Below are 15,320 nucleotides of genomic sequence, written 5' to 3'. Positions count from 1 at the left end.
TCACCCCCTTCTCAGCATTCGCATGGCGACAAGCCGAGTTCGCCCATGAATGGTCAACAGCTCACCTGTCTCGAACAGCAGCTGCTTGGCGCCGTGCGGCAGTTGGCACAGGTCACTCACCCGACATGCCCGGCCGCCGACTTGGATAGCGTCGCCGCGCCGCACGGTGGTCGAGGTGATCTCGATGGTGGATGGCAGCGCAGCGCTGGGCGCCCGTCCCCTCATCGCTGCACCTCCCCGGGCGCGGGCTGGTTGGACGTCGAGTGACAGGGGCAGTCGCACACCTCGTAGACCACCCGGACGCCAGTCGGCACCGAGGGCGGGAGGAATTCCGTGCAGGCGTGGTGCGTACCGATCCGGCAAGCGATCGATCGGTAAGAGGCCGCCGCAGCGGGCGTGGCTCCGGACTGTTGGCGAGGAGGCATCAACGGGCCCCCGCAAGAGCCGACCAGGCCTCAGTCGACAGGTGGGGAGCCAGGACCATCGAGCGCTGCCGTACGTGCTTCTCCCAGGCCAACACGTATGGACGGACGAGCGCGATGTCCTCACCCGCGAGCGAGTCCGCGTGGTCTACGCAGTCCGAGACCCGTCCCCGGCCGGCCGTCGACCTGTCGATGGGCGCAGGGGGCACGAAGGCAGCCATCGGCCGGGAGAGCGTTAAGGGGCGGCGGTGCCTGCCCTTGTGGAAGTACCGCTCTCTGGTAAGTGAGACGGCACGGCGGATACGGTTGAACACGCTACTCAGCTCCTATCGCTGATGGCTCGGTCCCCCGACATCGCCCGTCGAGGGGACCGCTTTGTCTACGACCGCCCAGAGGGTGCGGCCGTTCAGGCTGGTGGCCAGGAGCCCGAACCGATCGGCTTCGGCCACCGCTTCCAGAACCTCCCGCCATGACTCGGCGGGGAGCGATTCCGGTACCTCCGTTTCGACCGCCGTGTATCCGGCGTGCTCCTCCACCCGCGCAGGGAGCCCGACGGACGACAGCCGGGCGGCGATGGCCGCCGCGCTTACTCCTGAAGCGGGCACAGGGCAGCCTCCGTCACCGGCGATCACTTTCAGTGAAGCTAGTTAACTAGGTTAGAGCTAGTGGACTAGATTTTCCATATGCCTGAGCAGCCGCCTTATCTCCGCATCGCCGACGAACTCCGGCAGCGGATCGCGGAGCACGTATGGGAGCCGGGCGACCGTCTCCCCTCCCGCGCTCAGATCGGCCAGGAGTACGGCGTGGGCGAGAACGTGGTCCGCCGGGCACAGGAGCTGCTGATCTCCCAGGGCGTGTTGGAAGGCCGAGCCGGGTCGGGAACCTACGTCGCCCAGCCGCGGCAGCGAGTGCGGGTCGTCCGTTCAACGGCACGCGAGCAGCCCGACGCTTCGCCGTTCCGTGCGGACATGAAGGCCATGGGCAAGCAGGGCGATTGGGAAAGCCTGACCGACGCCAAGGTCCCCGCCCCTGCGGAGATCGCGGCCCGCCTGGGTATCGCCGAGGGCGATCTGTGCGTCCGCACGACGTACGAGTTCCTGGCCGACGGCAGGCCGGTGCAGTTGTCGACGAGTTGGGAGCCGTACGACCTCACCGCCGGCACTCTCGTCGTTCTCCCCGAGGGAGGGCCGCACGCCGGGGCCGGAGTCGTGAACCGGATGGCCGCGATCGGCATCACCGTCAGCCACGCCGTGGAGCAGCCGGAGCCGCGGCAGGCGACCGCCGAGGAAGCATCGCTTCTGGGCATCCAGAAGGCTGCTTTCGTCACGCACATCCGCCGGACGTACTACAGCGATCAGGGGCGGCCCGTGGAGACGGCCGACATCGTGGTGCCCGTCGCTCACTGCGAGATCGTCTATGAGATCCCGATCAACCGGTAACCGCGGTAACTGACGGGCGTCCGCCGCCCCGTGGATCTCTCCTCATGCCGTGTTCAGCGCGTGCCCCGCGCGTGCCCCTTCCGTGCCCGATCGGGCGGGAAACCAGGGGGAGACACGGTGACTGGCGGACACCGGGCAGCACAACGGCCCCCGACCGTCTTGCCTGGTCAGGGGCCGCTCAGCTGTGCGGTGGGTGTGGGATTTGAACCCACGGTGACTCGCGCCACGACGGTTTTCAAGACCGTTCCCTTAGGCCGCTCGGGCAACCCACCCCGCGCCACCGGTTCACGGACCGGGGTTGACGCGAGGACAGCCTAGCCGGTCAGTTGTCGCCCTTGCGCTCCCCCAGGGTGACTTCGGTCGTGGCCGTCCTGCCGTCGCGCTGGTAGGTCAGCGTCACACGGTCGCCGGGCTTGTGCGTCCAGATCTCGCCGATCAGGCTCGGGCCGCTGTCGATCGCGGTGTCGCCGAACTTCGTGATCACATCACCCGGCCGGAGACCGGCCTTGTCCGCAGGTCCGCCCCGCACCACGGCGTCCGCGTCGGCGCCCGCGCCCCGGTCGGAGATGACGGCCCCGCCGGACCTCTCGTCCATCCTGACCGTGGCACCGATCACCGGGTAGACGGGTCGACCGGTCTTGATCAGCTGCTGGGCGACGTTCGTCGCCTGGTTGATCGGGATCGCGAAGCCGAGACCGATGGAACCGGCCTGGGTCTGGCCGAGGCCGCTGCCGGTCGACTGGATGGCCGAGTTGATGCCGATGACCGCGCCGCGCGCGTCGAGCAGCGGGCCGCCGGAGTTGCCCGGGTTGATCGACGCGTCGGTCTGCAGGGCGCTCATGTACGAGTTGCTGCCGCCGGCCCCGTCCCCGGAGGCGACCGGGCGGTTCTTGGCGCTGATGATCCCCGTGGTCACCGTGTTGGACAGCCCGAACGGGGCACCGATCGCGATCGTCGAATCGCCGACCGCGACATGGTCCGAGTTGCCGAGGGGCAGCGGGGCGAGTCCCGGCGGCGGGTTCTTCAGCTTCAGCACCGCCACGTCGTAGCCCTGCGCCCGGCCGACCACCTCGGCGTCGTACTCCTTGCCGTTGGAGAACGTGGCGGTGAGCTGGCCGCTGTCCGCCGCGGAGGCCACCACGTGGTTGTTGGTGAGGATGTGGCCCTGCTTGTCGTACACGAAGCCGGTGCCCGTACCGCCTTCACCGTCACCGCCCTGCGCGTCGATGGTGACCACGCTGGGCAGTGCCCTGGCAGCCACGCCCGCGACCGTGCCGGGGTCGCGCTTGAAACCCTGTGCGTCGGCCGAGACCGTGGTCGAACCGCTGGACGCGCTGTTCCGGTCGGCCGCCCAGTAGCCGAAGGCCCCGCCGATACCGCCCGCGATCAGCGCAGCCGCCGCCACGGCGGCCACCAGCCCGCCCATCCCCCGCTTCCGCGGGCTCTTCTGGTCGGAGAACTGCTCCGGGGCGCCCCAGACCGGCGCCCCGCCGTCGGCACCGTGGTGCGCGTACGTGGGCGCGACGGGAGGGGGCGGCGGGGGCCAGTTCGCCCCGGCGGCCGACTGGAAGCCGGGAGGAGCCGAGGCCGGAACGGGGCCCATGGAAGTGGTCGTGGCCTCGCCCTCCGGCGGCTGCGGCTGCCCCGGAGCCGGCGTGGAAGCGGAAGGCCCCTGGGGAGCGTCGGCCGACGGCACGGGAGGTACGGACGGAACCGGCGGAACGGCCTCGCCCGCAGTGCCCTCGCTGCCCTCGTTCTCTGTGCTCACAGCTCTTTACTCCTCGATTCCACACGATTGTCGGCAAGAGATCCGCTGTGTACGTGTCCTGGGACAGCCTTTCCCAAGACCCGTCAGGCCACTGTAAGCAGGACCTGTGCATCCTCGAAGCCATCCTTACATCCGACAAAAAGGACGCGCACCCGTGGCCCCTACGACGCACCACCCGGCGCGCGCGCCGCGCGTCGCGCGGACGCCTCGGACGCGAGCTGTACACAGCACCCGCTCCTCGGTGACACGATGACGCGGTGACGCAAGCACGGCAGCCCTCCACGCACCCTTCCATCCAGGTCATCGCCCACCGGGGCGCGTCCGACGACGCCCCCGAGCACACCCTGGCCGCGTACCGGAAGGCGATCGAGGACGGCGCCGACGCACTGGAGTGCGATGTACGACTGACCGCCGACGGGCATCTCGTGTGCGTGCACGACCGCCGGGTGAATCGCACGTCCAACGGTCGCGGCGCGGTCTCCGCCCTGGAGCTGTCCGCGCTCGCCGCCCTCGACTTCGGCTCCTGGAAGAACCACGAGGACTCGGAGTCCCCGGACTGGGACCCGGTGCCGGGAGAACTCACCTCGGTGCTCACCCTGGAACGACTCCTCGAACTGGTCGCCGAGACACGGGCGGCCGGACGCCCGGTAGAGCTCGCCATCGAGACCAAGCACCCCACTCGCTGGGCGGGCCAGGTCGAGGAGCGGCTGCTGCATCTGCTGAAGCGTTTCGCGCTCGACGTCCCACCGGCCGACGGGCCCTCGCCGGTACGGATCATGAGCTTCTCGGCGCGCTCCCTGCACCGCGTCCAGGCCGCCTCGCCCACCCTGCCCACCGTCTACCTGATGCAGTTCTTCTCGCCACGGCTGCGCGACGGACGGCTGCCCGCCGGGGCCCGGATCGCCGGGCCCGGGATGCGGATCGTCCGCGGTCACCCCGGCTACGTCGAACGCCTGCACCGCGCGGGCCACCGCGTCCACGTCTGGACGGTCGACGAACCGGAGGACGTCGAACTCTGCGTCAACCTCGGCGTGGACGCAATCATCACGAATCGCCCCAAACAGGTTCTGTCACAACTGGGACGCCTTTAACATCCGTTACACGGAGTGCAACGGCGCATTCGAACCGTACTCGATCGTCACGAGTGCGTCACCTGTGGGCGAACGGTCGGTTTCCGGTCCAGCCCAGGGGGGCATCCACTTCGTGGCGTGGGGCAAAGGAGGTCTCGGGGGTGGCGTTGGTGGTGGCACAGGAAGTGCCCACGTCGTCGAGCATGGCCGTACCCCATGGCCCTGCGGGCGTGGGGCAGGCGCGGCACCGGATGCGTGAGCAGTTGCGCAGCCACGGGATGCCGGATTCGGTCGTCGACGATGCCGTGTTGATTCTTTCCGAACTGCTCAGCAACGCCTGCCGGCACGGCAGGCCGCTGGGCCGGCACACGGATGTGGGCGAGGGCGACATCCGCGCGGCCTGGCGCGTGGACAGAACGGGAGGACTGACCGTCGAGGTGACGGATGGTGGCGGCCCGACCCGGCCGGTTCCGGCCACGCCCTCGGTGACGGCGCGCGGCGGTCGCGGTCTCAACATCATCAGCGCGCTCGCCGAGGAGTGGGGCGTACGTGACGACTCCTCGGGCGAGGTCACCGTCTGGGTCCTCGTCCACGAGGGACACCACGACGAGAGACGCCGGGACGACGAGCACCCGAACGGGCGCGCGAAAGCGAACGGGAACGAAGCGCGCGGTGCCGAAGGGCGCGGGAACAAGGGGCACGGGCGGACGCCCGGAGCCACAGGCGCCCCGGGGTCATCGAGAGTGTCGGGCATCCGCCGCGCAACGGGCATGCCGAGTCCGGCCGCGCTGGACCGCCTGGGGTTCACGGGCTCCCTCGACGATGTCGGCTGAGGTCCGCGCTCGACGTACGGGCGGAACCGGAGCCCGACAGCGACGAGGCGCGCCGGGCGGCGGCCCCGGGCCCGGCCACGTATCGCGGGCACGCCCGGGCCGCACCCCTGGTTTCGACGCACAGCCCGTACCAGGTTCGGGGGAAAAGGCCCGGACCGGGCGCGTGGGACGGGCCCCGGACCGGGCACACGGGGCGGGTACGCGGGCGCGTGTGTCCCGGACGTGACGCGGGCCGCTAGGCTCGCGGCCCAGACCGCACTGTCGCAACCGGGAGAAAGCCCACCATGGCCAAGAAGCGCCCCCAGACCAAGGCCGGGAAGCAGCAACTCAAGGACGGCGAGGTCCCGGTGGTCGGGGCTCGTGAGCCCTGCCCGTGCGGTTCGGCCCGACGCTACAAGGCGTGCCACGGCCGCGCCGCCGCCCAGGCCGTGGCCGAACTGGTCCACCGCCCCTTCGAGGGCCTGGCCGGTGAGTGCGACTGGGTCGCGCTGCGCGAACTGGTGCCGGCCGCCACGGTCGAGCTGACGCTCAAGGGCGGGCTCCCCGACGGCGTACCCTCCGTGACCCTCGCGACCGTCCTGCCGATGGCGTGGCCGGCCCTCCGCCGCGACGACGGCTCGGTCCTGCTGGGGCTGCAGAACGACACCCCGTCGGGCGACCTCAGCCGCGACCTCGCGGACACGCTCCGGCAGGCGCTCGCCGCCGAGCCCGGCTCGCCCGTGACCGCGCGGCGCGCCCCGGCCGACGGACCTCGGCTTCAGGACATGCTCGACCCCGACGCGGCGTTCGAGCCCGCCGTCCACCCGGGCTTCGAGTTCTGGGTTCCGGACGCCGAGAACGCCGCGCCGGAGGTGTCCGCCTCCCTGGAGCGCGCGAACGAGGCGGCGATCCCCACGGCGCGGCTCTCCGGCGTGGACGCCGCGTACTGGTGCGAGACCCCGGAGAAGAACCACCTGCGCTGGGTCATGCCGCACCCCGAGGAGCAGCTTCTCGACGCGCTCGCCCGGCTGCACGCCGCCGGTGCCTCTTCGCTGGGCGAGGGGACACGGCTGGTCGGTTCCTTCCGGGCGCACGGACTGATGGTCCCGGTCTGGGATCTGCCGAGCACGATGGGCGCGGCGGAGTGCGAGAAGCCCGCGGCGGAGTTCGCGGAGCGGCTGGCCGACGCGCTCGCCTCGGACGCGCCGCTCACCGCCGAGGAGCGCCGGGCCCGCGGCGGGCTCACCAACCGCCAAGTGACGCTCAGCTGACAGTGACGACCGTCGGGCGGGCTCGGTGACTCGCGTCACAACCGCCCGTACCGGCAGGTAAATCCCTGTCCGAATACGCGAGATCGAATTTGCGAACGGCAGATCTCTTGTTACGGTTCTAGAAGCCCGGTCGCTGGTGCATCCCCCGTCGCCAGCGATCGGGCATTCTCATTTCCTGACGGCGCACAGCACGCCCCGGCGCGTGAGCCCGCGCACGACCCGCCGTCAGTACGGCCCCGCAGCGCGCCCCCGCCGTTCGCCGCCCGCCCGTCGGGCCCTCCGCCCACACCCGGTCCGGGCTTCCCACCACCGCACATCATCGCCAACCCGCCACGACAGAGCCCGCTTTGGCCTCCCGCCCCCGGTCGGCCCCGCTCCTTCGCCCCGGGCCCGCCGCACCCTCCGCCGAGTCGGTCGCTCTCGGACGGAGAAGGATCCCGGACCCCTTCCCGGCCCCTTTACGCGCCCCTTACGAGGCCAATCGAATACGCCTTCGAATTTCCGCGAAATAGCCACGGAAGGCCCGTCAGAAAACCAACTCTCTCCGTACTTTGCAGCGGCAGACTTTGCACGAGCGGGCACGGAACCGGCACGAGACATCATCGGGACACGACGGTCCGGGGATTCCCGTACCGATCAATCGGAGATCACCGTCGGGAATCGCATGGGGCGAACATCGGCGGTCGACGAGGACGCCGAGGGAGGGCGAAGGCGACGGGCGACAGCCAGGGACGACGGAGAGAGTGATGACGCACAATGAGGTGATAGATCGAGGCGTGCGAACTTCGCCCGAAATTCACCCGAATTTCGAACAGTTCGACGCATATACCGGACGACGATTCCACGTCGGCATCACGGCATACGCCCGCCCACTACCGGTGACCATTTCCCGAGCGCCGAGGCCCCGCCCCACCCCGCCCCGGTCCCGGCCCTCGCGAGGCAGGCACACGCGGAGCCCGCACACCACGAGGCCGGGCCCGGGCCCCGGAAGCACCGAGACCCCGGGGCCCCGCCCCACACCCTGACGCCCCGATGCCCAGGGTTCGAACACGCCGGATCCCGAGACATGCGAAGCACCTGACGCCATCGCCCCGTCGGTACACAAGTCGTCAACGCGCGAGCCGTCAGTACGCGAGTCGACTGCCTCCGTCGGGGGCGCTGTTGCTCGCCTCGACCAGCGCGTCGAGCACCGTCTCCACATCCGGCAACCACGGCGCCGCGGCCCCGGTCGCGTCTCCGCCCCTGCCCCCGGTCCCGGCTTCGCGGCCGGCGCGGCGGCCGTTCGTACCCGGCAGAGGGCTGGGGGCGGGAGCCCGCTCCCAGCGCACCTGTCCCGTTCCCGTCGCCGACGGCGGAAGAACCAGATAGCCGCCCTCGCCGTGGAAGCGCAGCGAACTGGGCACCCCGTCCTGGACGTACAGCAACTCGCCGAGCCGTTCGAGGGTGTACGGGGCGACCAGCAGCGACCACCGGGTCGGCGTCGCCACCACGGGGCCGAGCCGGGTACCCATCCGGTCCAGTTCGACCAGTGCCCGCGCGGCAGCCACGGCGGGCAGGCTCAGTGCGCAGGGGGCACGGCCACCGGTGGCCAGCACGATCGGCGCGGTGGGCCGGTTGGTCCACCACCAACGCACCATGCGCTCGTCGGTCGTCGCCGCCAGAAGACCGGGATCGAAGGGGTGCGCGCCGGGTACGGCGCACTCGGGATCGGGGCAGGCGCACCCACGGTCACGGCCGTCACGGCCGCCGCGTCCGTCGCCCGCCGCCGCCCCCACTCCGGGGAGCACGGGCCACTGCCACGCGGTGGCACAGATCAGGACCGCGTCGAGCTGGGCGGGCCTTGCCCTGCGCCGGAGCCTGCGTCGCCTTCCGAGGATCTCGCGCATGAGCGCTCGTTCCTTTCCGTTGAACGCCGAGGGTCCACATCACACCACGCGTACCTCACATCGCGTGTGCATCACTTCGCCGTGCGTGCACGCCCGTGCGACGTGTCGTACGGGTGGTTCGTCGTACCGAGCGTGCGCTGAGCCAGGTCGAGCAAGGGGGGTGAGACGAGCCGGACACAAACATGGCGAGGAGAAGCGCATATACATCGCGCGTGTCGTCCCATGGTGCAAACCCCGCCACTCGGGGGGTGGGGGCGTGGCCGTCACAAGAGAGGACGTCCGGGTCGGCTGCCGGGTTCCCGGGGCGATCGGAACTGCCCCTGGCCAACATCGATTACGTACCCAGCATGCCCGAAATGACGCTCCCTGCGGGACTTCTCCCGGGACTTCACCCCGAGAACACCCCCGTCGAGCACCCTCAGTCGACCGCAATTAGCCGCCACCAGGTGCATTTTTCAGCCAACTTAACAGCTGGCCGGACACCACAAAACCCGTAGGGACAATGCTGGACATCGCCTTACTTGTGCGTGTACATGTGGATGCTACGTGTACCTGTAGATGCACTGATAGCGGCGCAGAATGACATGGGGGTTTGCGATGCTATTCCAAGAAACGCACCGGTGGGAAAGCCTTCTGCCATGAGCGCCCCGCACCTGCCGAAAGTGGCTGGAATCGATCCCACGGTTCCTGTTTCAACGCACACTGCCGGTTCTCTCCCCGGAGTACCGGCCGCCCCCGGAGCATTCGTCCAGGACCGGCTGGCCGGCTGGGTCTCCGACCTCACCACACTGCACGAACTCACCGAACGACTGGCCAGGACCAGCACGCTCGACGACGCCCTGCGCGAACTCCTGGACGCCGGTGCCGCTCTGGTCGGCGCCCGCCGCGGTCTGGTCGTCTTCGAACCGTCCGACCACCGCGGCCCGGTCAGCACCGTCGGTCTGGGCCTCGCGCACGCCGAACTCGGGCACATCGAGACCGTGCCGCGCAGCGCCACCTCCTACGGCCGGATCCTGGAAGGGGTCCCCGACGCCGAAGGAACGCGGACCACCCCCGATCTGCTCGGCGACACCACCCTGGACCCCCGGCGCCGCGAGGTGGCCGCCCGACTCGGATACGCCGCCAGCTACGCCGTGCCGATCGCCGCCGAGGCGACCGGCAGGCTCGGCGCCGCCGTCTGGCTGTACGACGAACCCGCCGAACCGCTGGAACGCCAGCGCCATCTCGTCACCCTCTACGCCGGATACGCCGGTGAACACCTCGCCAGGCTGCTGGAACTGGAACGCGCCAGGGCCGACGTCGCCACCGTCGCGGAGGAACTGCTGCCCACCCGTCTGCCCAAGGTCACCGGCGTACAGCTGGCGGCCCGTCACCGCGCGGCGCCGGAGGGCGGCGGCGACTGGTACGACGCGCTGGCGCTGCCGGAGGGCGCCCTCGGACTCGCCGTGGGCTCGGTGGACGGCTCCGGACCGAGCGCCCTGGCCGCCATGGGGCGGCTGCGCGCCGGACTGCGGGCGTACGCCGTCATGGAGGGCGAGGACCCGGTCGCCGTGCTCTCCGACCTGGAACTGCTGCTGCGGCTCACCGAACCCGCCCGCTCCGCGACCGCCCTCTTCGCCTACTGCGAACCGTCCTGCCGCAAGATCCTGCTGGCCGGTGCGGGCCACACCCCGCCGCTCCTGATCGGCGACGGGCACACCGAGTTCGTCGAGACCTCGGTCTCCGCACCGCTGGGCATGCTCGCCTGCTGGGAGGCGCCCAGCGTGGAGATCGCCCCGGCACCGGGCGAGACCGTGCTCCTCTACACCGACGGACTGCTGCGCCGCACCGGCGACTCCACGGACCGGGCGTTCGCCCGGCTGCACTCGGCGGCGGCGCGTGTACCGAAGGCGCTGCGCGACGACGCCTCGGCCGTCGCCGACCACGTACTGCGCACCATGCTGCCGGACGGACTCGACCAGGGCGGCGGCTCGGAGGACGTCGTGGTCCTCGCCGCACGCTTCGACTGAGCCGGACGGACCCTGGCGTTCCGGCCGAGCCGCACCGTTCCGGACGCGTCCAAAACGCATACGCCACGATGGTGGCGTACAGGACGTACACGGCTCGGGACACGCATGCGGCCGGGCGAACGCGCGCGGGACCTATACGGTCCGGTCAGGCCGTGTAACAGGCCCTCCGGCCCTGCACCCCGTATCCGTACGCCCGTACGATGGACGGGGTCCAATGTCGTATCAAGGAGAGACAAGTCGTGGCTGAGGAGCTCACCCAGGAGAACCCGGAGACCCCGGAGACCGAAGCAGAGGAAACGATCGAGCAGCGGAAGAACGGTCTGTACCCGGGCGTCTCCGACGAGCTCGCCGCGAACATGAAGTCCGGCTGGGCCGACACCGAGCTGCACGGCCTCGAACCGATCCCCCAGGCCGCGCACACCGCCGCCCGCCGCGCCGCGCTCTCCGCGCGCTTCCCGGGTGAGCGGCTGGTCATCCCCGCGGGCAACCTGAAGACCCGTTCCAACGACACCGAGTACTCCTTCCGCGCCTCCACCGAGTACGCGTACCTCACCGGTGACCAGACGCAGGACGGTGTCCTCGTCCTGGAGCCGACCGAGGACGGCCACGAGGCGACCGTCCACCTGCTGCCGCGCTCCAACCGCGAGAACGGCGAGTTCTGGCTCGACGGCCAGGGCGAGCTGTGGGTCGGCCGCCGCCACTCCCTCGCCGAGGCCGAACAGCTGCTGGGCATCCCGGCGAAGGACGTCCGCGAACTCACGGCCGCGCTCGCCGAGGCCGCCGGACCGGTCCGCGCCGTACGCGGCCACGACGCCGGCATCGAGGCCGCCCTGACCGACAAGGTCACCGCGGAGCGCGACGAGGAACTGCGCGTCTTCCTCTCCGAGGCCCGGCTGGTCAAGGACGCCTTCGAGATCGCCGAGCTGCAGAGGGCCTGCGACGCCACCGCGCGCGGCTTCGAGGACGTCGTGAAGGTCCTCGACAAGGCCGAGGCGACCAGCGAGCGCTACATCGAGGGAACGTTCTTCCTGCGCGCCCGCGTCGAGGGCAACGACATCGGCTACGGCTCGATCTGCGCGGCCGGTGCCCACGCGACCACCCTGCACTGGGTGCGCAACGACGGTCCGGTGCGCTCCGGTGAGCTGCTGCTCCTCGACGCCGGGGTGGAGACCAACGACCTCTACACCGCCGATGTGACGCGCACCCTCCCGATCAACGGCACGTTCACACCGCTCCAGCGGAAGATCTACGACGCGGTGTACGAGGCCCAGGAGGCCGGCATCGCGGCCGTCAAGCCGGGGGCCGCGTACCGCGACTTCCACGACGCCGCGCAGCGCGTGCTCACCGAGAAGCTCGTCGAGTGGGGCCTGCTGGGCGATCTGACCGCGGACCAGGTGCTGGAGCTGGGCCTCCAGCGCCGCTGGACCCTGCACGGCACCGGCCACATGCTCGGCATGGACGTCCACGACTGCGCCGCCGCGCGCACCGAGACGTACGTGAACGGGACGCTGGAGCCGGGCATGTGCCTCACGGTCGAGCCCGGCCTGTACTTCCAGGCCGACGACCTGACCGTCCCCGAGGAGTACCGGGGCATCGGCGTCCGCATCGAGGACGACATCCTCGTCACCGAGGACGGCAACCGGAACCTCTCCGACAAGCTGCCGCGCCGGTCCGACGAGGTCGAGGCGTGGATGGCCCGCCTCAAGGGCTGATGTCCCGCCCCAAGGGGCGAGGGCTGACGTCCCGCTTCGAGGACTGACGTACGCGTGCTGGAGGGCCGCCCGGCTCAGGACACCATGAGCAGGGCGCCCTCCCGCCATTTGAGGACCTTGTCGAAGCTCACCACGGCGCCGCGGCCGGGGCGGTTGCCGAAGTGGACGTGGTCGGCGAGCTGCTCGATCAGACAGAGCCCCCGGCCGTCCTCGGCGCTGAGCGAGGGGTACGACCGGCCCCCGTACTGCTGCCCCGACGACCGCGGCGCGCGGCGGGAGGGGAAGCCGGGTCCCGAGTCGGTGACCTCGATACGGCACTTCTCACCGTCCAGATACGCGGTGACCCGGTACTGACCGGGAGCCTCCCCGGGCCGCTCGTCCCTCGGGTCCCGCGGGCCCCGGCGCGCGTCCCGCTCCCCGCGCCGTTCCTCCCGCCGTTCTCCGCGCTCTTCGCGTTCGTCCTCTTCTCCCCCCGGAGCGTGCTGTTCCCGTGCCCACCGCTCGTATGGGGGCCGGTCCTCCCGGGGGCGGTGGTCGCCACCGTGCTCGACGGCGTTCGCACACGCCTCGGTGAGCGCGACCGACAGGTCGAACGAGATCTCCGGGTCCACGCCCGCCGTCTCCATCGTGCCCAGCAGGAAGCGGCGGGCGAGCGGAACGCTCGCAGCCTCGCGCCGCAGATGGAGGGACCACCAGATGCTCATGCTCCAGCCTCCTGGCTGCGGCTCGACATACCACCGGTACGTATTGCCCTGCCGAACCGTTCGTAAGCGCATCCCGGATGTGAGACCGCTCATTCGGCGGATACCAGCACCCCACCCATCCGTGTATGCCGAACCGGCCCCGGAGGACCGGCCGTTGGTCCCGCCGCCGCGCGGCCGAGGCCGTGGCCGCGCGTTCCCCGTCCCGTGTCCGCCACCGGGCCCCGGGACGGCGGGCCGCTCCATGGCCCGGCCCGCTTCCGGCCGGTCGCTCGAAGCCGGGCACGGCGGGGTCCGTCACACGTGTCGGATGGCCGGTACTGTTCCGGACCTGCCGTTCCCGGACGCGGGGCGCGGTGCGATGATGGGCCCCGCCATGTCCATTCCTGTCGCACGCGCCGGGGCCGGTGTACGGCTCCTGAGGGCCACGGTGTTCACCGCGGTCTGCGTCGCGCTGTCCGCGGCAGGACATGCCCTGGCATCCTGCGCCACCGTCCCCTGGTGGACGCTGCTCGCCGGTTTCCTGGGGATCTTCGCGGTGGTCGCGCCGCTCGCCGGGCGCGAGCGCTCGCTGCCGACCATCGCCGCCGCGCTGGCCGGCGGACAGATCGCCCTGCACTCCCTCTTCAGCGTGGGCGCACCCGCCGCGCATCCGGTCGCCTCGGCCGGGGACGACTCGCTGATCCGGTTCGCGGCGAACATCGTGTGCGGCGCGGGTCCGGCCCGGCTGAACGCCGCCGAGGCCCGCCGCATCGTCACCACCGCGGGCCTCGACCCGGCGTCGGTGACCGTCGGGCACCAGCACCTGACCCCCGCGCTCGGCTCGCACCAGGACGGGCTCGTCGGGCTGCTGCCCGGTCTGCCCATGCTGCTCGGCCACCTGCTGGCCGCCGTGGCGACCGGCTGGCTGCTGCGGCGCGGCGAGATCGCGCTGTCCGGGCTGGCCCGGCTCTCCGCACACGGCGCGCAGCAGGTCGCGGCCGGGGCCCGGCTGCGCGCCCTGCGCGCGGCGCTCGCGCTCGTGGCCGCCCTGCGCGCCGGACTGCCGGGCTCCCCGACGTCCGGGCCTCGCACCCCCCGTACCGAGGACGACACTCCGCTCCCCGCTCTCGGGGACGCGTTGCAGCACACGGTGATCAGGCGTGGGCCGCCACCCGCGTACGCACTCGCAGCCTGACGCGACACCCCGGCCGGCCACCCAGCCATGCGGCCCCGCCCGCCCCCTGGGTCACCGGGCCGCCCCGGTCACTCGGCGCACGCACACCCGGCATACGGACCCCCGGTTCCGTATCGCCGACGTATGCGCGCCGCGAATGGGAAGAGGTGTCGCGACACCGGTGCGCGACCGCGTACCGCGCCACCCTTCCTCTGTGCTTCCGTGGAGTGATTCCCGTCATGAATGTTTCCCGCATCGCCCTGACAGGCGGCATCGCCGCGTCCACCGTCCTGCTTCTCGCAGGCACCGCCTCCGCGCACGTGTCCGTGCAGCCGCTGGGCGAGGCCGCCAAAGGCGGCTACGCGTCGGTCAACATCAAGGTCCCCAACGAGCGCGACAACGCCTCGACGGTCAAGCTCGAAGTCAGCTTCCCGACCGACCACCCGCTGGCCTCGGTCACGCCGCAGGCCGTGCCGGGCTGGGACATCGAGGTCACCAAGAGCAAGCTGGCCAAGCCGCTCGACATGCACGGCAAGAAGATCGACGAGGCCGTCTCCAAGGTCACCTGGACCGCCAAGGGCGACAAGGACGAGGCCGGTATCCGCCCGGGCTACTTCCAGCAGTTCCCGCTGTCCATCGGCCAGCTCCCCGAGGACGCCGATCAGCTCGTGTTCAAGGCCGTCCAGACGTACGACAACAAGGAAGTCGTCCGCTGGATCGAGGAGCAGAAGGACGGCGCCGCCGAGCCGGAGAGTCCGGCACCGGTCCTCAAGCTGACGGCGTCGACCGGCGACGGCCACGGCGCGGGCGCCGACGACAAGAACAGTGCCGGGTCCGCGCACGAGTCGGACGAGCACACGACGGCCTCCGCCGAGGCGTCCGACGCGTCGAACAGCGACACCACGGCCCGCGTCCTCGGCATCGTCGGGATCGTCGTCGGTGCCGCGGGGGTGGCCTTCGGTGTCCTCGCGGGCCGTCGCCGCAACGCCTGACCGGGCAGACCGTCCGGTGCCGGTTCCCACGGTTCCCGGGTGCCGCTGCGCCCGGGGCCCCCGGTCCACGGTGCCGCGACGC

13 protein-coding genes and 1 tRNA gene are annotated in these 15,320 nt (G+C 71.1%); 8 read left to right on the top strand and 6 right to left on the bottom strand.

Annotation, left to right across the window (positions count from 1 at the left end):
* Complete coding sequence (locus tag AMK22_RS41030; RefSeq protein WP_073786486.1) at positions 1 to 225, bottom strand: hypothetical protein; 225 nt, start codon at positions 223 to 225, stop codon at positions 1 to 3.
* 523 nt (positions 226 to 748) lie between these two features.
* Positions 749 to 1,027: a hypothetical protein gene (locus AMK22_RS41025; RefSeq protein ID WP_073786482.1), complete on the bottom strand. Its 279-nt coding sequence runs from the start codon at positions 1,025 to 1,027 to the stop codon at positions 749 to 751.
* A 78-nt stretch (positions 1,028 to 1,105) separates the two neighbouring features.
* Between AMK22_RS41025 and AMK22_RS18705 the strand changes: the two genes are divergently transcribed.
* The gene (locus AMK22_RS18705; protein WP_073786480.1) at positions 1,106 to 1,861 is read left to right on the top strand and encodes a GntR family transcriptional regulator; all 756 of its coding nucleotides are present in this window, start codon (positions 1,106 to 1,108) and stop codon (positions 1,859 to 1,861) included.
* A gap of 187 nt (positions 1,862 to 2,048) precedes the next feature.
* Here AMK22_RS18705 and AMK22_RS18700 read toward each other — a convergent pair.
* Together AMK22_RS18700 and AMK22_RS18695 are read right to left on the bottom strand one after the other, a co-directional pair.
* Positions 2,049 to 2,133, bottom strand: a tRNA-Ser gene (locus AMK22_RS18700).
* Between the two features lie 50 nt (positions 2,134 to 2,183).
* A complete protein-coding gene (locus AMK22_RS18695) occupies positions 2,184 to 3,629 on the bottom strand; it encodes a S1C family serine protease (protein WP_073786479.1) in 1,446 nt (481 codons plus the stop codon).
* A gap of 257 nt (positions 3,630 to 3,886) precedes the next feature.
* On the opposite strand from AMK22_RS18695, the gene AMK22_RS18690 reads away from it, so the two are divergent.
* From AMK22_RS18690 to AMK22_RS18680, 3 genes are all read left to right on the top strand, one after another.
* Positions 3,887 to 4,720 carry a glycerophosphodiester phosphodiesterase gene (locus AMK22_RS18690; RefSeq protein WP_073786477.1) on the top strand — a complete coding sequence of 278 codons (834 nt, stop codon included), beginning with the start codon at positions 3,887 to 3,889 and terminating at the stop codon, positions 4,718 to 4,720.
* A 230-nt stretch (positions 4,721 to 4,950) separates the two neighbouring features.
* Positions 4,951 to 5,532: an ATP-binding protein gene (locus tag AMK22_RS41020; protein ID WP_338014177.1), complete on the top strand. Its 582-nt coding sequence runs from the start codon at positions 4,951 to 4,953 to the stop codon at positions 5,530 to 5,532.
* 284 nt (positions 5,533 to 5,816) lie between these two features.
* Positions 5,817 to 6,782, top strand: coding sequence for a DUF5926 family protein (locus tag AMK22_RS18680; RefSeq protein ID WP_073786474.1), 966 nt, complete (start codon positions 5,817 to 5,819; stop codon positions 6,780 to 6,782).
* A 1,124-nt stretch (positions 6,783 to 7,906) separates the two neighbouring features.
* Here the strand turns inward: AMK22_RS18680 and AMK22_RS18675 are convergent.
* A complete protein-coding gene (locus tag AMK22_RS18675; RefSeq protein ID WP_073786473.1) occupies positions 7,907 to 8,668 on the bottom strand; it encodes a bifunctional DNA primase/polymerase in 762 nt (253 codons plus the stop codon).
* A gap of 638 nt (positions 8,669 to 9,306) precedes the next feature.
* On the opposite strand from AMK22_RS18675, the gene AMK22_RS18670 reads away from it, so the two are divergent.
* Positions 9,307 to 10,677 carry a PP2C family protein-serine/threonine phosphatase gene (locus tag AMK22_RS18670; RefSeq protein WP_242434038.1) on the top strand — a complete coding sequence of 457 codons (1,371 nt, stop codon included), beginning with the start codon at positions 9,307 to 9,309 and terminating at the stop codon, positions 10,675 to 10,677.
* A 239-nt stretch (positions 10,678 to 10,916) separates the two neighbouring features.
* Positions 10,917 to 12,389 carry an aminopeptidase P family protein gene (locus tag AMK22_RS18665; protein ID WP_073786470.1) on the top strand — a complete coding sequence of 491 codons (1,473 nt, stop codon included), beginning with the start codon at positions 10,917 to 10,919 and terminating at the stop codon, positions 12,387 to 12,389.
* A gap of 74 nt (positions 12,390 to 12,463) precedes the next feature.
* On the opposite strand, the gene AMK22_RS18660 is transcribed toward AMK22_RS18665, so the two are convergent.
* Complete coding sequence (locus AMK22_RS18660; protein ID WP_073786468.1) at positions 12,464 to 13,093, bottom strand: ATP-binding protein; 630 nt, start codon at positions 13,091 to 13,093, stop codon at positions 12,464 to 12,466.
* A 373-nt stretch (positions 13,094 to 13,466) separates the two neighbouring features.
* On the opposite strand from AMK22_RS18660, the gene AMK22_RS18655 reads away from it, so the two are divergent.
* A complete protein-coding gene (locus tag AMK22_RS18655; protein WP_199883265.1) occupies positions 13,467 to 14,267 on the top strand; it encodes a hypothetical protein in 801 nt (266 codons plus the stop codon).
* Positions 14,268 to 14,485: 218 nt separating this feature from the next.
* Entirely contained in the window at positions 14,486 to 15,238 is a 753-nt protein-coding gene (locus AMK22_RS18650) for a YcnI family copper-binding membrane protein (protein ID WP_073786467.1), read from the top strand.
* Positions 15,239 to 15,320 lie beyond the last annotated feature (82 nt).

The sequence above is a fragment of the Streptomyces sp. CB01580 genome (genome assembly GCF_001905795.1).
GTDB lineage: Bacteria > Actinomycetota > Actinomycetes > Streptomycetales > Streptomycetaceae > Streptomyces.
The sequence above is the reverse complement of the archived record's forward strand: the minus strand, read 5'-3'. Positions and strand labels throughout refer to the sequence as shown.